This window comes from Streptomyces sp. NPDC001770 (genome assembly GCF_053596135.1).
In genome coordinates this window covers 161,950-184,200 of the sequence record NZ_JBSFFN010000015.1, presented here as the reverse complement: position 1 = coordinate 184,200, position 22,251 = coordinate 161,950, and the positions used below count along the sequence as shown (strand labels likewise).

13 protein-coding genes and 1 pseudogene are annotated in these 22,251 nt (G+C 72.5%); 6 read left to right on the top strand and 8 right to left on the bottom strand.

Going from position 1 to position 22,251, the window contains the following annotated elements; all coding sequences use genetic code 11:
* Nucleotides 1-101 precede the first annotated feature (101 nt).
* On the bottom strand, nt 102-668 hold the full coding sequence (locus ACWCSV_RS16370; protein ID WP_451142654.1) for a DJ-1/PfpI family protein: 567 nt from the start codon (nt 666-668) through the stop codon (nt 102-104).
* A gap of 479 nt (nt 669-1,147) precedes the next feature.
* On the opposite strand from ACWCSV_RS16370, the gene ACWCSV_RS16365 reads away from it, so the two are divergent.
* A complete protein-coding gene (locus ACWCSV_RS16365; RefSeq protein ID WP_451142652.1) occupies nt 1,148-6,154 on the top strand; it encodes an NAD-glutamate dehydrogenase in 5,007 nt (1,668 codons plus the stop codon).
* Between the two features lie 114 nt (nt 6,155-6,268).
* On the opposite strand, the gene ACWCSV_RS16360 is transcribed toward ACWCSV_RS16365, so the two are convergent.
* On the bottom strand, nt 6,269-7,045 hold the full coding sequence (locus tag ACWCSV_RS16360) for an ABC transporter ATP-binding protein (protein ID WP_327176079.1): 777 nt from the start codon (nt 7,043-7,045) through the stop codon (nt 6,269-6,271).
* Complete coding sequence (locus tag ACWCSV_RS16355) at nt 7,038-7,985, bottom strand: ABC transporter permease (protein WP_451142649.1); 948 nt, start codon at nt 7,983-7,985, stop codon at nt 7,038-7,040. The genes ACWCSV_RS16360 and ACWCSV_RS16355 overlap by 8 nt, the downstream gene beginning before the upstream one ends.
* Before the next feature lie 196 nt (nt 7,986-8,181).
* Between ACWCSV_RS16355 and ACWCSV_RS16350 the strand changes: the two genes are divergently transcribed.
* Nucleotides 8,182-8,796: a TetR/AcrR family transcriptional regulator gene (locus ACWCSV_RS16350; protein WP_451142647.1), complete on the top strand. Its 615-nt coding sequence runs from the start codon at nt 8,182-8,184 to the stop codon at nt 8,794-8,796.
* A 131-nt stretch (nt 8,797-8,927) separates the two neighbouring features.
* Here the strand turns inward: ACWCSV_RS16350 and ACWCSV_RS16345 are convergent, their stop codons facing one another.
* From ACWCSV_RS16345 to ACWCSV_RS16325, 5 genes are all read right to left on the bottom strand, one after another.
* Nucleotides 8,928-9,122, bottom strand: coding sequence for a ribbon-helix-helix protein, CopG family (locus tag ACWCSV_RS16345; RefSeq protein WP_451142646.1), 195 nt, complete (start codon nt 9,120-9,122; stop codon nt 8,928-8,930).
* Between the two features lie 61 nt (nt 9,123-9,183).
* Complete coding sequence (locus ACWCSV_RS16340) at nt 9,184-10,071, bottom strand: carbohydrate ABC transporter permease (protein ID WP_451142644.1); 888 nt, start codon at nt 10,069-10,071, stop codon at nt 9,184-9,186.
* Nucleotides 10,068-11,456, bottom strand: coding sequence for a carbohydrate ABC transporter permease (locus ACWCSV_RS16335; protein WP_451142642.1), 1,389 nt, complete (start codon nt 11,454-11,456; stop codon nt 10,068-10,070). Before ACWCSV_RS16335 ends, ACWCSV_RS16340 begins: the two co-directional genes overlap by 4 nt.
* 4 nt (nt 11,457-11,460) lie before the next feature.
* Nucleotides 11,461-12,837, bottom strand: a complete 1,377-nt coding sequence (locus ACWCSV_RS16330) for an ABC transporter substrate-binding protein (protein ID WP_451142640.1) — start codon at nt 12,835-12,837, stop codon at nt 11,461-11,463.
* A gap of 231 nt (nt 12,838-13,068) precedes the next feature.
* A complete protein-coding gene (locus ACWCSV_RS16325) occupies nt 13,069-16,449 on the bottom strand; it encodes an FHA domain-containing protein (RefSeq protein WP_451142638.1) in 3,381 nt (1,126 codons plus the stop codon).
* 527 nt (nt 16,450-16,976) lie between these two features.
* Here ACWCSV_RS16325 and ACWCSV_RS16320 point away from each other — a divergent pair.
* From ACWCSV_RS16320 to ACWCSV_RS16305, 4 genes and pseudogenes are all read left to right on the top strand, one after another.
* A complete protein-coding gene (locus tag ACWCSV_RS16320) occupies nt 16,977-18,689 on the top strand; it encodes a serine/threonine-protein kinase (protein WP_451142636.1) in 1,713 nt (570 codons plus the stop codon).
* A 329-nt stretch (nt 18,690-19,018) separates the two neighbouring features.
* Nucleotides 19,019-20,260 carry a serine/threonine-protein kinase gene (locus ACWCSV_RS16315; protein ID WP_451142634.1) on the top strand — a complete coding sequence of 414 codons (1,242 nt, stop codon included), beginning with the start codon at nt 19,019-19,021 and terminating at the stop codon, nt 20,258-20,260.
* Between the two features lie 188 nt (nt 20,261-20,448).
* The gene (gene prfB, locus ACWCSV_RS16310; protein WP_327176069.1) at nt 20,449-21,555 is read left to right on the top strand and encodes a peptide chain release factor 2; all 1,107 of its coding nucleotides are present in this window, start codon (nt 20,449-20,451) and stop codon (nt 21,553-21,555) included.
* A 366-nt stretch (nt 21,556-21,921) separates the two neighbouring features.
* Nucleotides 21,922-22,251, top strand: a pseudogene (locus ACWCSV_RS16305) (hypothetical protein); the annotation flags it as partial.

The window sequence follows — 22,251 nt, the reverse complement described above, 5'->3', positions numbered from 1 at the left end:
GCCGCCGGAGACGAGGAGTTCGGCGTTCGGGTTGGCCTTGGTGGCCACGTCCAGCGTGTCCGCCCATCCGGCCGGGCCCGCCCCCGGGCCGCGCAGGGGCCTCAGGCCACCGGGGCCTTCGCGCGGAGCACCTTGAGGAACTCGCGCATCCACGCCGAGTGGTCGGGCCAGGCGCGCGAGGAGACCAGGGTGCCGTCGACCACCGCCTCGCTGTCCTGGAAGGCGGCCCCGGCCGTCCGCATGTCCGGCTCCAGCGCCGGATAGGCGGTCACCTCGCGCCCGTCGAGACTCCCCGTCGTGGCGGTGATCAGCGGGCCGTGGCAGATCTGCGCGACCGGCCGGGCGTCCTCGAAGAAGGCGACGACGATCCTCCGCAGGTCGGCGTTGTTGCGGAGGTACTCCGGTGCCCGGCCGCCGGGGATCACGAGGGCGGCGTAGTCGCCGGGCACGACGTCGGCGAACGCCAGGTCGGCGGGCCAGGTGTAACCGGGCTTCTCGGTGTAGGTGTCGAAGCCGGGCTCGAAGTCGTGGACCACGAAGCGCAGGGTCTTGCGTTCGGGGGCGGCGATGTCGACCTCGTACCCCTCCTCGCGCAGCCGCTGGTACGGGTAGAGGACTTCCAGCGACTCGGCCGCGTCGCCGGTGACGAGCAGGATCTTCGGTGCCATGGGCGGTCCCCCAGAGTGGGTGGGTCGGCCGGGTGCGGGCATGCGGCCCGGCCTCGTACGGCGGGGACCAGCCTGCACCGGACGGACGGGTTCGCCAAGAGGGCGCGCCTTCGCCGAGCGCCTTCGCCGGGGGAGGGCGGCGAGCGGTGGCGAGCAGGACGAAGTGTCCAAAACGAGGGTCTTCGTTTGTACACATACGGTTCATGACGGCCACCCGTCCGGTCGGGATAGCCTTGGGCCCGTGATCAGCGCGATACGCCGCGGGGGCATGGACGCCCCCGCCCCGGTCCCGGAGTGCACCCGCACCCGGGCGATCCGTGATCGCCATCACCCCGGCCCACGGCTGAATATCGCCGATTTGGTCCCGGGTATCTCTCATCGCGGCATAGCGTCGACTACGACCGGATACCCCGCGTCGTGGCGTTGTGCCGCTTTTGTCACCTACGTCACGCAATGGCGCGCGACAGGAGCCAGAGGACATGCAGACCAAGCTGGACGAAGCCAAGGCCGAGCTGCTCGCACGGGCCGCCGAGGTAGCTGACAACAGCCCGGGCGGTGGTGCCGGCGGCCCGGGGGGTACCCCCCGGGTGCGCGTCGCCGCGGCCGGTACGGACGGGGACGAGCGGTCCGGCCGGGACATGCTCCTCTCCTACCTCCAGCGCTACTACTTGCACACCGCCCCGGAGGACCTGAACGGCCGGGACCCGGTGGACGTCTTCGGCGCCGCCTCCTCGCACTACCGGCTGGCCGAGAACCGACCCCAGGGCACCGCGAACGTCCGGGTGCACACCCCGACCGTGGAGGAGAACGGCTGGACCTCCAGCCACTCCGTCGTCGAGGTCGTCACCGACGACATGCCGTTCCTCGTCGACTCCGTCACCAACGAGCTGTCCCGCCAGAACCGCAGCATCCACCTGGTCATCCACCCCCAGGTCCTGGTGCGCCGTGACGTCACCGGCAAGCTGCTGGAGGTCCTCACCGACGGCCCCGGCGTCCCCCGGGTCCCCCAGGGCAAGGGCCGCAAGGACGCCGGCACCGCCGGGGCGGCACTCCCGCACGACGTGCTCGTCGAGTCCTGGATCCACGTGGAGATCGACCGCGAGACGGACCGCGAGGACCTCAAGGAGATCACCGCCGACCTGCTGCGCGTCCTGTCCGACGTGCGCGAGACCGTCGAGGACTGGGACAAGATGCGTGCCGCCGCGCTGCGCATCGCGGACGGCCTCAAGAGCGAGCCGACCGACGACCTCCCCACCGAGGAGATCGAGGAGGCCGGTGAGCTGCTGCGCTGGCTCGCCGCCGACCACTTCACCTTCCTCGGCTACCGCGAGTACGAGCTGAAGAACGGCGACTCGCTCGCCGCCGTGCCCGGCACCGGCCTCGGCATCCTGCGCTCCGACCCGAAGCACCACGAGGACGAGGCGCACCCCGTCAGCCCGTCCTTCGACCGGCTCCCCGCCGACGCCCGTGCCAAGGCCCGCGAGCACAAGCTGCTCATCCTGACCAAGGCGAACAGCCGCTCCACGGTCCACCGCCCGAGCTACCTCGACTACGTCGGCGTGAAGAAGTTCGACGCCGACGGCAACGTCGTCGGCGAGCGCCGCTTCCTCGGCCTGTTCTCGTCCGCCGCCTACACCGAGTCGGTGCGCCGGGTCCCGGTCGTCCGCCGCAAGGTCGCCGAGGTGCTCGAGGGCGCCGGCTTCTCGGACAACAGCCACGACGGCCGCGACCTGCTCCAGATCCTGGAGACCTACCCGCGCGACGACATGTTCCAGACGCCGACCGATCAGCTCCGCTCGATCGTCACCTCGGTGCTCTACCTCCAGGAACGCCGCCGGCTCCGCCTCTACCTGCGCCAGGACGAGTACGGCCGCTACTACTCCGCCCTCGTCTACCTGCCGCGCGACCGCTACACCACCGGCGTCCGGCTGCGGCTGATCGACATCCTCAAGGAGGAACTCGGCGGCACCAGCGTCGACTTCACCGCCTGGAACACCGAGTCCATCCTGTCCCGGCTGCACTTCGTCGTCCGGGTCGCCCCCGGCACCGAACTGCCCCACCTCACGGACGCCGACACCGAGCACATCGAGGCCCGCCTCGTCGAGGCCGCCCGCTCCTGGGCGGACGGCTTCCAGGAGGCACTGAACGCCGAATGCGGCGAGGAACGCGCCGCCGAACTGCTGCGCCGCTACGCCCGCTCCTTCCCCGAGGGCTACAAGGCCGACCACTCGCCGCGCGCCGCCGTGGCCGACCTGGTCCACCTCGAACGCCTCAAGGCGGGTGAGAAGGACTTCGCGCTCAGCCTCTACGAGCCGGTCGGCGCGCTCCCCGGCGAGCGGCGCTTCAAGATCTACCGGACCGGCGAGCCCGTCTCGCTCTCCGCCGTCCTCCCGGTGCTCCAGCGCCTGGGCGTGGAGGTCGTCGACGAGCGCCCGTACGAACTGCGCTGCGCGGACCGGACCACCGGCTGGATCTACGACTTCGGGCTGCGGCTGCCCGCGGGCGGCGGCGACCACCTCGCCGACGACGCCCGCGACCGTTTCCAGAACGCCTTCGCCGCGGTCTGGACCGGCGCCGCCGAGAACGACGGTTTCAACTCCCTCGTCCTGCGCGCCGGACTCGACTGGCGGCAGGCGATGGTGCTCCGCGCCTACGCGAAGTACCTGCGGCAGGCGGGCTCCACCTTCAGCCAGGACTACATGGAGGACACCCTCCGCGACAACGTCCACACCACCCGGCTGCTGGTCTCCCTCTTCGAGGCCCGGATGTCGCCCGCCCGCCAGAAGGCCGGCCGGGAACTGACCGACGGGCTCCTCGAAGAGCTCGACGGCGCGCTCGACCAGGTGGCCTCGCTCGACGAGGACCGCATCCTGCGCTCCTTCCTCACCGTCATCAAGGCGACCCTGCGGACCAACTTCTTCCAGCGCGCCGACGACGGCGAACCGCACGCCTACGTCTCGATGAAGTTCGACCCGCAGGCCATCCCCGACCTGCCCGCCCCGCGCCCCGCCTTCGAGATCTGGGTGTACTCGCCCCGCGTCGAAGGCGTCCACCTGCGCTTCGGCAAGGTCGCCCGCGGCGGGCTGCGCTGGTCGGACCGGCGCGAGGACTTCCGTACCGAGGTCCTCGGCCTGGTCAAGGCACAGATGGTGAAGAACACCGTGATCGTGCCGGTGGGCGCCAAGGGCGGCTTCGTCGCCAAGCAGCTCCCGGACCCGGCGCTCGACCGCGATGCCTGGCTCGCCGAGGGCATCGCCGCCTACCGCGTCTTCGTCTCGGCGCTGCTCGACATCACCGACAACCTGGTGGCCGGCGAGACCGTGCCCCCCGTCGGCGTGGTCCGCCACGACGAGGACGACACCTACCTCGTCGTCGCCGCCGACAAGGGCACCGCGAGCTTCTCCGACATCGCCAACGAGGTCGCCGTCGCGTACAACTTCTGGCTCGGCGACGCCTTCGCCTCCGGCGGCTCCGCCGGGTACGACCACAAGGGCATGGGCATCACCGCGCGCGGCGCCTGGGAGTCCGTCAAGCGGCACTTCCGCGCCCTGGGCCACGACACGCAGACCGAGGACTTCACCGTCGTCGGCGTCGGCGACATGTCCGGCGACGTGTTCGGCAACGGCATGCTGCTCTCCGAGCACATCCGGCTCGTCGCCGCCTTCGACCACCGGCACATCTTCCTCGACCCGACCCCGGACGCCGCCGTCTCCTACGCCGAGCGGCGCCGGATCTTCGAACTGCCCCGCAGCTCCTGGGCCGACTACGACACCAAGCTGCTCTCGCCGGGCGGCGGCGTCCACCCCCGCACCGCGAAGTCGATCCCGGTCAACGCACACGTCCGCGAGGCCCTCGGCATCGAGGCGGGCGTCACCAAGATGACCCCCGCCGATCTGATGAAGGCCATCCTGCGGGCCCCGGTCGACCTGCTGTGGAACGGCGGCATCGGCACCTACATCAAGTCCTCCGCCGAGACCGACGCCGACGTCGGCGACAAGGCCAACGACGCGATCCGGGTCAACGGCCAGGACCTGCGGGCCAAGGTCGTCGGCGAGGGCGGCAACCTCGGCGCCACCCAGCTCGGCCGCATCGAGTTCGCCCGGGCCGGCGGCTCGGTCAACACCGACGCGATCGACAACAGCGCGGGCGTGGACACCTCCGACCACGAGGTGAACATCAAGATCCTGCTCAACGGGCTGGTCCGGGACGGCGACATGACCGTCAAGCAGCGCAACAAGCTGCTCGCCGAGATGACCGACGAGGTCGGCGCGCTCGTGCTGCGCAACAACTACGCGCAGAACGTCGCGCTCACCAACGCCGGTGCCCAGGCCACCGACCTGCTCCACGCCCACCAGCGCTCGATGCGCCGGCTGGAGGCCGCGGGCGAGCTGGACCGCGCGCTGGAGTTCCTCCCCGCCGACCGGCAGATCCGCGAACTCCTCACCGCCGGCAAGGGCCTGAGCCAGCCGGAACTCGCCGTGCTGCTCGCCTACACCAAGATCACCGCCGCCGACGAGCTGATCCGCACCAGCCTCCCCGACGACCCGCACCTCCAGCGCCTCGCGCACGCCTACTTCCCGAAGCAGCTGCGCGAACGCTTCCCCGAGGCCATCGACGGCCACGCGCTGCGCCGCGAGATCATCACCACGGTGCTGGTCAACGACACCGTGAACACCGGCGGTTCGACCTTCCTGCACCGGTTCCGCGAGGAGACCGGGGCCTCGGTGGAGGAGATCGTGCGGGCGCAGGCCGCGGCCCGCGAGATCTTCGGCCTGAACCAGGTCTGGGACGCCGTGGAGGCGCTCGACAACCAGGTCGGTGCCGGGGTGCAGACCCGCATCAGGCTGCACTCCCGCCGGCTGGTGGAGCGCGGCACCCGCTGGCTGCTCGGCAACCGCCCGCAGCCGGTGGACATCGAGGCCACCGTCGCCTTCTTCGAGGACCGGGTCGCCGAGGTCTGGGCCGCGATGCCCAAGCTGCTGCGGGGCACCGACCAGGAGTGGTACCAGCAGATCCTGGACGAGCTGACCTCGGCCGACGTGCCGGAGGAGCTGGCACAGCGCGTCGCCGGGTTCTCCTCGGCGTTCCCGGCGCTCGACATCGTGGCCATCGCGGACCGTACGGGCAAGGACCCGCTCGCCGTCGCCGAGGTCTACTACGACCTCGCGGACCGGCTGCGGATCACCGCGCTGATGGACCGGATCATCGAGCTGCCGCGCGCCGACCGCTGGCAGTCGATGGCCCGTGCCTCCATCCGCGAGGACCTGTACGCGGCCCATGCGGCGCTCACCGCCGACGTCCTGGCCGTGGGGGCCGAGGGTGCCGCGCCGGAGGAGCGGTTCACGGCGTGGGAGGAGAAGAACGCGGCGATCCTCTCCCGGTCGCGCTCCACCCTGGAGGAGATCCAGAGCTCCGACGCCTTCGACCTGGCGAACCTGTCGGTCGCGATGCGGACCATGCGGACGCTGCTGCGCACGCACGCCTGACCGCGTGCGCGCGGTGACATGAGAGAGGGGGCTCCGGGCCGTAAAAGCCCGGAGCCCCCCTTCGTGCGCCCGCGTGCGGGGGCGTACGGCTCCGCACGCGAACCGCTCGTACTCCTACTTCTTCGTGAACCGCTCGTACGCGGCGACGACGTCCTCCGCCGGGCCGTCCATCCGCAGGACGCCCGCCTCCAGCCAGATCGCCCGGTCGCAGGTCTCCAGGATCGACCGGTTGCTGTGGCTGACCAGGAAGACCGTGCCGGCCTCCTTGCGGAGCTCCTTGATCCGGTCCTTGCTCCGGTTCTGGAACTTGGCGTCTCCGGTGGAGAGCGCCTCGTCGATCAGCAGCACGTCGTGGCTCTTGGCCGCCGCGATGGAGAACCGCAGCCGGGCGCCCATGCCGGAGGAGTACGTCCGCATCGGCAGCGTGATGAAGTCGCCCTTCTCGTTGATGCCGGAGAAGGAGACGATGTCGTCGTACCGCTCGCGGATCTCCTGACGGGACATGCCCATCGCGAGGCCGCCCAGCACGACGTTCCGCTCGCCGGTGAGGTCGCTCATCAGCGCCGCGTTCACACCGAGCAGCGAGGGCTGGCCCTGCGTGTGGACCTTGCCCTTCGTCGCCGGGAGCAGCCCGGCGATCGCCTTGAGCAGAGTGGACTTGCCGGAGCCGTTCGAGCCGATGAGGCCGATCGCCTCCCCCTTGTACGCGGCGAAGCTGACGCCCTTCACGGCGTGCACCTCGCGCACGCCCGGGCTCTCACGGCGGGTGACGATCCGGCTGAGCGCGGAGGTCGCGCTGCCCCGGCCGCCCTTGGTGCCGTTGACCTTGTAGGTGATGTGCACGTCGTCGACGACGACGGTGGGCTCCCGCTCCTCGGTCGTGTCAGCCACGTCCGTACCTCTCTTCGGCCTTCCAGAAGAACACGAAGCCGCCGATGCCGCAGACCAGCGCCCACGCGGCGGCCACCGCCCATACGTGCGGAGGCAGTTGGTCGGCGGTGAAGCTCTCGATCAGGGCGAACCGCATCAGGTCGATGTAGACGGCCGCCGGGTTGCAGTCGAGCGCGACGATGACCCAGTGCGGGACCCGGTCAGCGGTGAGGAGGGAGTCCAGGCTCCACATCACGCCGGACGCGTACATCCAGGTGCGCAGCAGGAACGGCATCAGCTGGGCGATGTCCGGGGTCTTCGCGGTGAGCCGCGCCACGAACATCGAGACGCCCGTGTTGAAGAGCGCCTGGAGGAAGAGCGCGGGGACGGCGAGCACCCAGCTGGGGCTGGGGAACTCCCCGAAGACGAACAGGATCACGACGAGCGCGGCGAGCGAGAACAGCAGCTGCTGGAGCTGCTGGAGGGCGAGCGCGACCGGCAGCGAGGCGCGCGGGAAGTGCAGGGCGCGCACCAGCCCGATGTTGCCGCTGATCGCACGGGTGCCCGCGGTGATCGAACTGGAGGTGAACGTCCAGATGAAGACGCCCGTGACGAGGAACGGCACGAAGTCGGGGACCCCGCGCTTGGTGCCCATCAGGATGCCGAAGATGAAGTAGTACACCGCCGCGTTGAGCAGCGGCGTCATGATCTGCCAGATCTGGCCGAGCTTCGCCTGGCTGTACTGCGCGGTCAGCTTGGCGGTGGCGAAGGCCACGATGAAGTGCCTGCGCCCCCAGAGCTGGGCGATGTACGACGCGAGGGAGGGGCGGGCGCCGCTGACGGTGAGGCCGTGGCGGGCGGCGAGCGCCGCCAGCTCGCCCGGGGCGTAGACCGGGGCGAGGGCGGCGGGATCGGTTTCGGCCGGCCCTGGGGTCGGCGGAGCTGCTGTCTGGCTCACCACGATCGCTTTCGACGGAGGCTGGGAACAGGCGGTCGGAGCCTGGAACGGAACAGGCTTCGAAGCGGGGGAACAGGCGTTGAACTGCGGGGCAACCGCGAGCGAACGATGGGACGGGACCGTTTCGTCGCCACGCTGAGCGTAAATCGTATGGGCGTCGGGACGCAACCGTTTCGTCGTTACGGATATCATTCACAGCATGAGCACCGAACCCGGACCCCGGCGCCGCACCCCGGCGGGCGCCGCCGTGCTGCGTGAGGACGTGACCGACGCGATCCGCGGGGCCGTCTTCGAGGAGCTGGCCGCGGTGGGCTTCGCCCGGATGTCGATGGAGGGCATCGCGCGCCGCGCGGGCGTCGGCAAGACCGCCGTCTACCGGCGCTGGAAGTCCAAACTGCACCTGGTGCTCGACCTGGTGGCCGCCGTCGCCGAACAGGGCATGCCGACCCCCGACACCGGATCGCTGTACGGGGACGTACGGGCGGTCCTCGGACTCGCCTCGTACGCGCTCCGCCACCCCGTCGCCTCCCAGGTGATCCCGGACCTGCTCGTCGAGGCGGCCCGGAACCCGGAGATCGCCGACACGATCAAGGCGGCCCTCCTCGACCCCCAGCAGGGCGTCGCCGCCGTCGTCGTCCGGGCGGCGGTGGCCCGGGGCGAACTGCCGGAGGGCAGCGACCCCGACCGTGCGCTGGACCTGATCGTGGGACCGCTGTATTGGCGGCTCGTGGTGGTCCGCGGCGGCCTGCCCAAGGGATACCTCGACGACCTCGCAGCCTCCACGGTCGCCGCGCTCAAGCACCCGGGGGCGTAGCAGGCGCGAACGTACGAGGACCCGGGCGCGCGACGTTGCGCCCGGGTCCTCGCGGTGTCAGGAGAGGGGGAACCACTCCGACAGGCGTGTGGCGACGACCGGCACGCCCAGGTGGTCCTGCGCGACCTCGGTCACCTCAGGTAGTCCAGGATCTCGGCGTCACTCTCCATCAGCTCGGCCAGGACGTCGTCCACCTTCGGCTCTGCCCGGTTCTGGGCTTCGCGGATGGCCTCGATGGCGAGTTCCTGCTTGCTGCGGCCCTCGCGGCGGGCTCGGTCGGTGGGTTTGGCGTCGAGGTCGTCAGGGAGGCGGAGTGTCATGGCCATACGCGGATGATGCCGGCTTGGTATCTGATCGGACGGACGTTTCCCGCCACTGGAGAGCCGCTCACTTCACCGCCCCCGCCATCACCCCCGAGACGAACTGCCGCTGGAAGGCGAAGAACACCGCCAGCGGGATCACCATCGACACGAACGCCCCCGGTGCCAGTACGTCGATGTTGTTGCCGAACTGGCGTACCTGCTGCTGGAGTGCCACGGTGATCGGCGGGGAGTCCGCGTCCGCGAAGATCAGCGCGACCAGCATGTCGTTCCAGACCCAGAGGAACTGGAAGATTCCGAGTGAGGCGATGGCGGGGCCGCCGAGCGGCATCACGACCCGGGTGAAGAGCCGGATCTCGCCCGCCCCGTCGAGCCGGGCGGCCTCCAGCAGCTCGCGGGGGATCTCCGCGAAGAAGTTCCGCAGCAGGAAGATCGCGAACGGCAGGCCGAAGGCCGTGTGGAAGAGGACCACGCCGAGGGTGGTCTCGAAGATCCCCAGGGTGCCGAAGAGCTTGGAGACCGGGATCAGGGCGACCTGTACCGGCACCACCAGCAGCCCCACGACCAGCAGGAACCACCAGTCGCGGCCGGGGAAGTCCATCCAGGCGAAGGCGTAGCCGGCGAACGAGCCGATCACCACCACCAGGACGGTGGACGGCACGGTGATCATCACGGTGGAGAGCAGCGAGCCGGTGATCGCCGAGTCGGAGAGCAGGTGCTGGTAGTTGTCGAGGGTCAGCTGGGAGGGGGTGGTGAAGACCTGCCACCAGCCGCTCGCCGCGATGTCCTTGCCGTCCCGCAGCGAGGAGAGCAGCAGCCCGATCGTCGGCATCAGCCAGAACAGGGCGACCAGGACGAGGAAGACCCGCATCACCCCGCCGCCCGCCCGTGCGGCGATCCGTGCCGCGAGCGAGGGGCGGGCCGCCCCGGCCGTGGTGGTGGACGCGGCCGTCATCGGCGCCCCTCCTTCCGTATCCGCCGGATGTTGAAGGCCATCACCGGGATCACCAGCAGCAGCAGGAGGACGGCGATGGCACTGCCGACCCCCAGGTCCGCGTCCGTACCGAAGGAGGAGCGGTACAGCTGGAGGGCGAGGACGTTGGCGTCGTCCTGGGAGGAGCCCGGCGCGATGATGAAGATCAGGTCGAAGACCTTCAGTACGTTGATCATGAGCGTGACCAGCACCACCGCGAGGACCGGTGCCAGCATCGGCACGGTGATCCGGCGGAAGACCTGCCACTCGTTCGCCCCGTCGACCCGTGCCGCCTCCAGGAGTTCGCGGGGGAGGCCGGCGAGGCCCGCCGCGATCAGCACCATCGCGAAGCCCGCCCACATCCAGACGTAACTGCCGATGATCCCGGGGGTGACCAGGTCCGGGCCGAGCCAGGAGACCCCGTTGTACGGCTCGCGGAAGTTGCCGGCCGGCAGCCTCAGCACCGCGCCCTCGGCGGCGGCGGGCAGCGAGAAGGACCCGTCCGTGCCGGCCGTGGTGGTGGCGACGACCTCGCCGTCCTTCACCGCCTCCACCTCGATGCCCTTGAGGCCCAGTTCCTCGGCATCGACCGTGTTGGGCTTCCCGCCGCCGCCCTTGGTGAAGTCCAGCCAGGCGGTGCCGGTGATCCGGTCGCCGTCCGGCGCCGGGGTGCGCGCCGGCTCCGCGTCGTGCGGCATCTTCTCCGGTACGACCCCGACCAGCGGCAGCAGCACCGGGACGCCCGCCCGCACCGTCGCCTTCGTGACGAACGACCCGCCGCCGCCCGCCTTCAGCGGGTGCACCGGCAGCGGATGCGCCTTCGGGAACCCGGCGGACCGCGCGAAGGTGTCGTGCACGCCCACCCAGACCGCGTTGGCGACCCCGCGCTCCGGGGCCTCGTCGTAGACCAGCCGGAAGATGATCCCGGCGGCCAGCATGGAGATCGCCATCGGCATGAAGACGATCAGCTTGAACGCCGTGCCCCAGCGGATGCGTTCGGTCAGCACCGCGAAGATCAGTCCGAGCGCGGTGGAGACGGTGGGCGCGAGGACCACCCAGATCAGGTTGTTCCTGACCGCCGTACGGATCGAGTCGTCCGTGAAGAGCTTCCGGTAGTTGTCGAGCCCGGCGAAGCCGGTGCCCGCCTGGTCGAGGAACGAACGGTAGACGGAGTAGGCGATCGGATAGACCACCAGCGCACCGAGCAGCACCAGCGCGGGCAGCAGGAAGGCCACCGCGACGGCTCTGCGGGTGCCGGTGACACCTCGGCCGGGCCGCCGGGAGGGGCGGCCGGTACGGGTACGGACGGGGGGACCCGGGTGGACGGGGGGCACCGCACCGGCGCCCCCCGTCGTCGCTGTCGTCACCGCGTCAGCTCTTGTAGGCCTCGGCGGCGGCGGACTCCAGCGCCCGCTGGGTCCCCGCGATGTCCTTCGGGTTCTTCAGGAAGTCCTGGAGGATCTTCCACTCGCCCTTGCCGGGCGTGCCGCCGAAGGACTGCGGCGCCTGGTCCGACATGTCGAACCTGACGTCGTCGCCGGCCGCGATCAGCGCCTGGGCCATGGTGCGCTGCACCTCGTTCGGGTACACCGCCGGGTCCAGGGACTTGTTCGGCGAGAGGAACCCGCCCGCCCCGGCCGAGATCTTCGCCGCGTCCGTGGACGCCAGGAAGGTCAGCAGCGCCTGGGCACCCTTGGAGTCCTTCAGCGCCACCGCCGCGTCCCCGCCGGTCACCACCGGGGAGTCCGCGCCGACCGCCGGGAACGGGAACACCTTGGCGTCCGTACCGATCTTCGCGTCGGTCTCCGCGATGTTGACGGAGACGAAGTCGCCCTCGAAGACCATCGAGGCCTTCGGCTGGTCCCCGCCGGTGAAGGTCTGCGTCACCGACGCCGGGAACTCGGTCTGGAGCGCCCCGGACGCGCCGCCCGCGATCAGCTCCGGCTTGCCGAAGAGCTGGGCGAGGGTGGTGAGCGCGTCCTTCACGGACGGGTCCGTCCACTTGATCCCGTGCTTCGCCAGCTGGTCGTACTTCTCCGGGCCCGCCTGGGAGAGGTAGACGTTCTCGAACCAGTCGGTGAGGGTCCAGCCGTCCGCCCCGCCGACCGACACCGGAGTGATCCCGGAGGCCGACACCGTCTCGGCGGTGGTGAGGAAGTCCTTCCAGGTCTTCGGCTCGGCCGCGCCCGCGTTCTCGAAGGTCCTGGCGTTGTACCAGACCAGCGACTTGTTGGCGGCCTTGTAGTAGACGCCGTACTGGGTGCCGTCCACGGCTCCGAGGTCCTGCCAGACCTGCGCGTAGTTCTGGCCGAGCTGGGCCCGCGCCTCGTTGCCGACGGGCTTGGCCCACTTCTTCGCCACGGCCTGCTGGATCGCGCCCACCTGCGGGATCATCGCCACGTCCGGCGGCTGACCGCCCGCGATCTTCGTACCGAGGAAGTTGACGATGGGGTCCTGTGCGGGGACGAAGGTGACCTTCGCTCCCGTCCGCTTCTCGAACTCGTCCAGGACCTTGACGAAGTTCTGCTGCTCCGCGCCCGTCCACACGGCCGCCACGGAGATCTGCTCACCGTCCAGGCGGGGTAACGACACGCTCGACGCGGGCGATTCGCTCGCGCCCGCCGTGGCGCCCCCGGTGCCCTTGCCGTCCTCGCCGTCGTCCGAGCCGCCCGAGCAGCCGGTCAGCGCCAGCGCGCCTATCGCGGCGAACAGCGTTGCCGCCCGGCTCAGTTGTCGGGTTCTGTGCATGACTGCCCCGTTTCCCGGCGACGCGTCCGCACGCCCCTGTGCGAGTGCCGCGCCGTCCGTGGGCACAGTCCTACGCCGGGGCGCGGAGCGCCCGCAATACCGCCGTGGGGGCCGGGCGGACGATCGTGACCTGCTCGTGACGTCGTTTCAGGAGGAATCGCGCACCCGGCGGACAGGGGTCAGGAGGACATCTCCGCCCGCCGGGAAACGCCGGGAATCACAGCGACGGAGTCATGAGGAGACGGGCGGCAGCGGAGGCAGCCGCTCGGCGTTCACCGAGCGCGCCGCGCGCTCCAGCGCACTGGCGAGGAGCGCCAGGTCGGTCGGCCCGTTGCCCAGTTCGCGGACCGGACGGCGGGTCGGCGGATCACCCATCCGCTCCCACTCCAGCGGCACCACCGTCGGACGCAGGGTCGCCGTGCGCGGGATGCGCCCGGTCACCCGGCCGCCCTGGAACGGGGTGACCCGCCCGTCCGGATGCCCCAGCCGGCCGCGCCCCGGCGCCGGTTCGTCCGGCGAGGGCGGCAGCACCGGCGGGTCCAGCACGATCCGGAGCCGGGCGCCCCGCGCCAGCTCGGTGTCCTCGGTGCGCTCCGGGCGCCCCGAGGACGCCACCAGGTGCACCCCGAGCCTCCCGCCGTCCCGGGCCACCGCCTCCAGTGCCCGCACCACCGACCCGGCGGCCGGCCGCCCCGGACTGCCGAGCGCGGGGGCGACCAGCGCGTCGAAGTCGTCGGCGAGCACCACCAGCCGGGGCAGCGGCGACGGCCCCGGGTCCACAGCCCGGGCGGCCGCCCGCAGCCGCAGCGTGCCCGTGGTGGACGAGGAGGAGGCTGCGTCGGAGTCTCCGCGCTGCTCCGAGGGGCTCGGCGGCCGCTGGCCGACGAGCCGCTGCGCGACCTCGTGCCGGGTGTGCCACTCGGTGAAGTCCAGCCCGCCGAGCAACTCCGCACGGCGCTTCAGCTCACCGCCGAGCGCCCGCGCGAACTCCCGCATCCGGACCGGGTCGGAGGCCGACAGGTACGAGAAGACGTGCGGCAGCTCGGTGCAGGGGCGCAACCCCTCGCCGGGCTCGCCGTTCTCCCCGCCCGTCCCGGCCCCGTCCACCAGCAGGATGCCGAGCCGGTCGGGACGGGCGGCCGAGGCGAGCGAGGCCGCGACCGCCCGCAGCAGTTCGGTGCGCCCGCTGCCCGCCGGGCCCTCGATCAGCAGGTGCGGCCCCTCGTCGGCGAGATCCACGCTCACCGGCCCCCGGGGCCCGGCCCCCAGCACCACCACCGGCCGCCCGGCCATCCCGCCGGCCCCCTCGCCGCCCCCGTCCGGTGCGGCGGACGCCGACGCCGGATACGGGGTCCGCTCGGAGCCGGTACGCGACCCGGGAGCGGGGTACGGCGTGTCGCCCGTACCGCGCGCCGTGGCACCGGGGTACGGGGTGCGCCCGGAGTCGGTACGGGAGTCACCGGCACCGGGGTTGGGGGTGCGCCCGGAGTCGGTACGGGACGGGTACGGGGTGCGGCCGGAGTCGGGTGATTCGGTGCGCTGGCCGCCGACCAGCGGGGCGGTACGGAGCGGGCCGGTGCTGAGGGTGCGGCCGGGGCCCGGGGTGTCCTGGGGGTCGCGCAGCCGCCCCGGCGACGGGGTGGGGGCCGGCCGGGCCGAGGCGCCGGGCTGGCGTTCGGCCGTCGACGCCCAGCGCGCCATCAGCGACGCCGGGGTGGCCCGGGCCAGGCCCAGTTCGTCCAGGAGCCGGGAGGTGGGCGGCAGCGCGGCGGTCTTCGCGAGGTCCGCCGCCGCCCCCGGGCCCTCGTCCCGCAGCGGTGCCAGCGCCCGGCCGAAGCGTTCCGCCCAGGCCGGCGACACCGCGTCCACGGTCGCCACCGTGCCGTGCCCCGCGACCTGGCCGCCCGCCGTGCGCAGCAGCCGGAGCGCCGTCGCGACGTCCCCGCTCAGCAGGGCGACCGCCCCGCACTCGCGGAAGGCGAGGGAGGCGTGGCAGGCGGCCTCGTAGGTCGCGGCGACCGGGGAGGTCGGCGAGGCGGGCGGAGTCTCCGCCAGGCAGATCAGATGGATTCCGGCCGCCGAACCGGCGCCCGCGAGCCGCGCGGTGGTCTCCCGCAGCGCGGCCGTCCCGGGGTCGCCGTCGACGACCACCACGGTGTACGGACCGGTCCACGCCCCGGCGGCCTCGGCCACCGCGTCGCGACCGGCATGCGGCCAGCCGGGGCCGAGCGGGCCCTCGTCCAGCCGGCGGACCAGCTCGTCCGTCCGGGCCACCGCCTGCTCGCGGTCGTACGCGAGGAGCAGCCGGCAGTCCTGGCCGCGCATCGGCCGCAGATGCGGCAGCCACCCCAGCCAGGACCAGGCGCCGCGCCGCTCGTCCGCCGTGCGGTTGCGGTCCGTGCTGATGAGCACGATCTCCAGGTCGGTGGGGGAGTGCAGGGCGGCGAGCTGCGCGATCACCGAGCGGGCCAGCCCGGTGAGGCGCTCCCACGGCCCGGCGAGCCCGAGCGAACCGGCCTCGCGCAGCCCGACCGTCACCGGCACCGAGGGCAGATCGGCCCGGTCGGTCGTGCCGAGCCGGACCGCCAGCGCCTCCGGGTGGCCCGGCTCGCGCTCCCAGAGCCGGGGGCCCGGGCCGAGCGCGGTCAGCAGCACCGCCGCCGGGTCCGGCCAGGTGCCGGCCGGGGCGGAGGGGGCGAGGAACCCCGTGTGCCCCGGGGCGGACCGGGGGGCGGGGGCGTCCCCGGCGTCCGCGGAGTCGTGGTCGGCGCGCCCGCCTGCCAGCCTGCGGGCCCAGGCCCCTATGCCGCCGCGGCGCGGCTGCTCCGCGCCGGGACGGGAGGACGGGCCGGAGGTCTCCTGGCGGTACGGCGAGTCATGGCCCGAGGGCCGGGTCTCCTCGGCGTACGCACCGTGCCCGTGGGCCGGGTCCGGGCCGTCGTTCCCGGTCGCGCCGGGCTCGGGCCTGGCCACCCGCAGATGGCCCTCGCCGTCGGGGGCGGTGGCCAGCGCCGGGGGGCGGGGGCCGGTGGTGAGGCGGAGGGTGGACTCGCCGAGCCGCAGCAGGGAGCCCGCCGACAGCGGGACCGGCCGGGTGCCGATTTCGGCGCCGTCCAGCGAGGTGCCGTTGGTGGAGCCGAGGTCGGCCACGGTGACCCGGCCGTCGCCGGAGACGGTGACCGAGCAGTGCAGCCGGGAGACGTCGGGGTCGTCGAGCGGTACGTCCGCGTCGGCGGAGCGGCCGATCCGGATCTGCCCGCCGTGCAGCAGGTGGACACCGCCCGCGTCGGGTCCGGCGACCACGTGCAGCCGGGCCGGGACGGCGTCGTCGGTGGACGGTTCGTCCTCGCCGGGGGCGTGGAGGGAGAGCACCGCGCCGTCGACCAGCGGCGGCTCGCCGAGGGAGAGGCGCTGGGAGTCCAGCCGCTCCCGCCCGGCGAAGAGGATCACCGCGCCGCCGCCCAGGGACCCCTCGGGGCCCTGGACCGCCGAGGCGAGGGCCGAGGCGACGGCGGCGAGCGCCGTGCCCGCCGGGGCCGTGAGCAGGACGTCGCACGCGCGCGCCGGTGCGTGGCCGGAGCGCGGCGCGAGGACGGTCAGCCGGATCTGCATCGCCGTCAGCGGTCCCTTCTGCGGGTTGCCCGGCAGGGGACCTCCCTGTGATGCCCCCCACCCGGCGCGGACGCGTCGTCCGGTACGGGTCGTCACGTACCGCAGGGCTGCCGCTCCCGCAGTTCCGTGCTGGAGGCATCCTCGCACCTGCCACCGGCAACACGCCCACGGGTCATGCATAAGTGATCTTGATTGGTCGGGTGTGGGCGCAAAAGCGCCTGCTTGGCCCGGGTTCGGACACTCCGCTTACCGGAGCGGGGTAGCGGGCAGGGGTACGCGGACACGGAGGGCAACCGGTCCTCCCCCGTCGGCGTCCTCCCCGGTGAGAACGCGTGACGGTTCCGGCAGCCACCGAGGCCCACCGGGAAATGGCCGGAAACCGACGGGTCACGGCGCGAACACAGCCCGTTCGCGACCCCTCGGCGGCCGGTTCGGCACCATTAGAGTGGGCCGGAACATCCGGGGCGGCCCCGGTAGCGCGGGCCATCACCCACCACCGTCACCACGACCAGCAGGGAGCGCATGACGTGCGGCCCGTAGGCAGCAAGTACCTGCTCGAAGAGCCCCTCGGACGCGGCGCCACGGGCACCGTCTGGCGAGCCCGCCAGCGGGAGACCGCGGGGGCCGAGGCGGCCGTCGCGGGGCAGCCCGGGGAGACCGTGGCGATCAAGGTCCTCAAGGAGGAGCTCGCCAACGACGCCGATGTGGTGATGCGGTTCCTGCGGGAGCGCTCCGTGCTGCTCCGGCTCACCCACGAGAACATCGTGCGCACCCGTGACCTGGTGGTCGAAGGGGATCTCCTCGCCCTGGTCATGGACCTGGTCGACGGTCCCGACCTGCACCGCTACCTCCGCGAGAACGGCCCGCTGACCCCGGTCGCCGCCTCCCTGCTCACCGCGCAGATCGCCGACGCGCTCGCCGCCAGCCACGCCGACGGGGTCGTCCACCGCGACCTGAAGCCCGCCAACGTCCTGCTCGACGAGCGCGACGGCCACATGCGCCCGATGCTCACCGACTTCGGCATCGCCCGGCTCGCCGACTCCCCGGGGCTGACCCGCACCCACGAGTTCGTCGGCACGCCCGCGTACGTGGCCCCCGAGTCCGCCGAGGGCCGCCCGCAGACCTCCGCCGTGGACATCTACGGCGCCGGAATCCTGCTGTACGAGCTGGTCACCGGCCGCCCGCCGTTCGCCGGAGGGACCGCGCTGGAGGTGCTCCACCGCCACCTCAGCGAGGAGCCCCGCCGCCCCTCCACCGTCCCCGAACCCCTGTGGACGGTCATCGAGCGCTGCCTGAGCAAGGACCCCGACCGGCGGCCCAGCGCCGAGAACCTGGCCCGGGCGCTCCGTACCGTCGCCGCGGGCATCGGCGTGCACGCCAACTCCAGCCAGATCGCCGCCGCCGACGGTGTCGGCGCGCTGCTCGCCCCGGACCCGGCGCCCGCGCCGGTACCGGAGACGCCCGGCGCCGCCGACCCGACGCAGGTGCTGCCGAACTCCTCCGGAGGCTCCTTCGGTGCGGGCGGATACGACCCGAACGCCGCCACCAGCGTCCTCCAGCACGGGCAGTTCCCCGGCGGCCCGGGCGGCGCGGCCGACCCCACCGCCGTGCTGCCGCCGGTGCCGCAGCGCCCGGACGGGCCGTCGCAGCCGGACCCCGCGCACCCCTGGCAGTCCCAGCTCCAGGCCGCGCGCGACCGCAACGAGCAGACCCAGGTCCAGTACTTGGACCCGTCCGACGACCCGCTGCGCCGCCGTCCCCAGCGCCAGCAGCCGCCGCAGCAGCCCCCGCAGCGGCAGCAGCCCCAGCAGCGCCCCCAGCACCAGCAGTACCCGCCGCAGCAGCAACAGCCGCAGCGCTACCAGCAGCAGCCCCAGCGACAGGACTACCCGCAGCAGCAGCCGCAGCAGGGGTACGCGCCCCAGCAGTACGCCCCGCAGCAGCAGCCCCAGCGCCAGCAGTACGCACCCCCGCAGCAGCAGCAGCCGCAGGCACCGGCCCCGCGTGAACCGCGCCAGCCCCGGCAGCGCAGCGCCAACCCGATGAAGATCCCCGGGCTCGGCTGCCTCAAGGGCTGCCTCTTCACCGTGGTGCTGCTCATCGTCGCGGGCTGGCTCATCTGGGAGTTGACGCCGCTTCAGGACTGGGTCGACCAGGGCAAGGGGTACTGGGAGGCGATCGGCGACGCGATCGGCTCGGTGTCGGACTGGGTCTCCGGCCTCGGCGGCGGCAGCGCCTGACCCGGCGCGCCGCGCCACCGGCAGCCGTACGCGCCCGGCGGCCCCGCCGTACGCGCCGTACCGGCGGGGCCGCGACGCCCGCTTGAGGCGTCCCGGACCCGCCGGTCCTGGTCCCGGTACGTCCCCGTACCGTTCCCGCAGGTCTCCGCACCGTCTCGGCCGCGTCTCCGCACCGCATCAACTCTGTACCTTTGTCGACTCCTTCGGGGTCCTAACCGCCGCATTTCGCCCCTGGAGGGGAAGGTTGGCACCGTCCGGGGCACGCAACCCCCCGGTCGCCGCGTAACTTTGTCGACCGGGGTTCACCGCCAGCCGCTGAGGGAGCAGTCTTGGCACGGAATATCGGCAGCCGGTACACCGCCCACCAGATCCTGGGGCGCGGCAGCGCCGGAACGGTGTGGCTCGGCGAAGGGCCCGAAGGGCCCGTCGCCATCAAACTCCTCCGCGAGGACCTCGCGTCCGACCAGGAGCTCGTGGGCCGCTTCGTACAGGAACGCACCGCGCTGCTCGGGCTCGACCACCCGCACGTCGTGGCCGTCCACGACCTCGTCGTCGACGGCAACGACCTCGCCCTGGTCATGCGCCTGGTGCGCGGCACCGACCTGCGCACCCGGCTCGACCGCGAGCGCCGCCTCGCCCCCGAGGCCGCCGTCGCGATCGTCGCGGACGTGGCCGACGGACTCGCCGCCGCGCACGCTGCCGGAGTGGTCCACCGGGACGTCAAGCCGGAGAACATCCTGCTCGACATGGAGGGCCCGCTCGGCCCCGGCGGCTCGCACCCCGCACTCCTCACCGACTTCGGCGTCGCCAAGCTGATCGACACCCCGCTGCGCACCCGCACCACCCGGATCATCGGCACGCCGGACTACCTGGCCCCCGAGATCGTCGAGGGGCTCCCGCCGCGCGCCGCCGTCGACATCTACGCCCTCGCGACCGTCCTCTACGAGCTGCTCGCCGGGTTCACGCCGTTCGGCGGCGGTCACCCGGGCGCGGTGCTGCGCCGGCACGTCACGGAGACCGTCGTCCCGCTCCCCGGCATCCCCGAGGAACTGTGGCAACTGCTCGTCCAGTGCCTGGCCAAGGCCCCGGCCTCCCGGCTGCGCGCCGGCGAGCTGGGCGGCCGGCTGCGGGAGCTGCTGCCTCTGCTGGCGGGCATCGGACCACTGGAGGTGGACGAACCCGGCGAAGAAGAAACGGAACTGCGTCCGGCCTACGACGAGCAGCAGTACACCCCCGCCGACGAGGAGCCGCGCCGCCGGGGCGCCGTACCGCTGGTCCCGGGCGCGTCGCCCGACTCCAACCGGGACACCCACACCAGCATGCGGGTGCCCGGCCCGGACGAGCTGGCCGGCGGCCCCCTCGGCACCGCCCGCGCCCCCCGGGCCCCCGGCCCGCGCCCCGGCTCGGCCCGGAACAAGTCCGCCACCGTCCGCAAGCGCCGCCTCACCCTGGGCGCGGCCACCGTGGTGCTCGTCGCGGCGGTCGCGGTGGGCGGCTGGCTGGCCACCGGTGGCGACGACGCCGGCGCCACCCCGCAGGACAGCGGCAGCTCCGCCCCCGACACGCCCTGAGATCCGGCCGCCGGCCCGGGCCGCCCCGCACCGCCCGCTCCGCCCTCCGCGGCGGGCGGAGCGGGCGGACGGAACAGGGGCCGGGGCAGGAACCGGTCCAGGTGCCGGAGCATGGGCCGGAGCAGGGCATACGGCCCCGGAAGCCGGGGGAGGGCGAGCTTCACCCGTCCAGCCGTTACGCTGGACCCGTGGCAGTCGTCGATATTTCCGAAGAGCTGAAGTCCCTCTCGTCCACCATGGGGTCGATCGAGGCCGTGCTGGACCTGGACTCCCTGAGGGCGGACATCGCCGTGCTCGAGGAGCAGGCGGCGGCGCCGTCCCTCTGGGACGACCCGGAGGCGGCCCAGAAGATCACCAGCAAGCTTTCCCACCTCCAGGCCGAGGTCCGCAAGACCGAGACGCTGCGCGGTCGCATCGACGACCTCGCGGTGCTCTTCGAGCTCGCCCAGGACGAGGGCGACGCGGACACCCTCGCCGAGGCCGAGACCGAGCTGGAATCGGTCCGCAAGGCGCTCGACGAGATGGAGGTCCGCACCCTCCTGTCCGGCGAGTACGACGCCCGTGAGGCCCTGGTAACCATCCGGGCCGAGGCGGGTGGCGTCGACGCCGCGGACTTCGCCGAGAAGCTCCAGCGCATGTACCTGCGCTGGGCCGAGCGGCACAACTACAAGACCGAGGTCTACGAGACGGCGTACGCCGAAGAGGCCGGCATCAAGTCGACCACCTTCGCGATCGAGGTCCCGTACGCCTACGGCACGCTCTCCGTCGAGCAGGGCACCCACCGGCTCGTCCGGATCTCGCCCTTCGACAACCAGGGCCGCCGCCAGACGTCCTTCGCGGGCGTCGAGGTGCTGCCCGTGGTCGAGCAGACCGACCACATCGAGATCGACGAGTCCGAGCTGCGCGTGGACGTGTACCGCTCCTCGGGCCCCGGTGGCCAGGGCGTCAACACCACCGACTCCGCGGTGCGACTGACCCACCTGCCGACCGGCATCGTCGTCTCCTGCCAGAACGAGCGCTCGCAGATCCAGAACAAGGCGTCCGCGATGAACGTCCTCCAGGCCAAGCTGCTGGAGCGGCGCCGCCAGGAGGAGCAGGCGCGGATGAACGCGCTCAAGGGCGACGGCGGCAACTCCTGGGGCAACCAGATGCGTTCGTACGTCCTGCACCCGTACCAGATGGTCAAGGACCTGCGTACGGAGTTCGAGATGGGCAACCCCGAAGCGGTCTTCAACGGTGAGATCGACGGCTTCATCGAGGCGGGCATCCGCTGGCGGAAGCAGGGCGAGAAGTAACCGTACGCGTACGGCAGTTGGGCCCGGGCGGAATCCTCCGCCCGGGCCCTTCCGCGTACCCGGGGCGCGCGCGGGCCGGGGGCCGGGGCGTGTGGTGCGGGGCGGGGGCGTAGTGATTGCGTCACAGTCGGGGGAGTGAATAACCGTCAGAAGCCCCACCGTGTCACCAATCGCCCGGAACGCTCTTGACGTAATCCTTAACTCTGGTCAGGGTGCTGGAGCAGCATGCGTTGACTGGGACGGGTGGGAGTGGGGGCGGACCGGATGACCGCGGAGTACGCGGCCCGGTTCGGAGCGAACCCCGCAGAGCCGGGTCCCGCACAGTGCTGCTCCATCGACGAGATCGGCTACTGGGGGTAGCAGCAGATGACGAAGAAGACGCGCGTACGTATCGCGCGCATAGCGGCCGGCGCGATCATCGCCGCCGGCGCTTCCCTGACCGCCGCGGGTGCGGCTCAGGCTTTCGCACCCGAGCAGGCGCCTTCCATCGGCGTCGAGGGCCAGGAAGAGGGCCCGGGCGGCGTCGACGACGGCGGTACGGGCAACGAGTCCTCGGTCACCGATGGTGGCGCGGAGTCCTCGGTCACGGACGGTGGCGCGGAGTCCTCGGTCACCGATGGTGGCGCGGAGTCCTCGGTCACGGACGGTGGCGCGGAGTCCTCGGTCACCGATGGTGGCGCGGAGTCCTCGGTCACC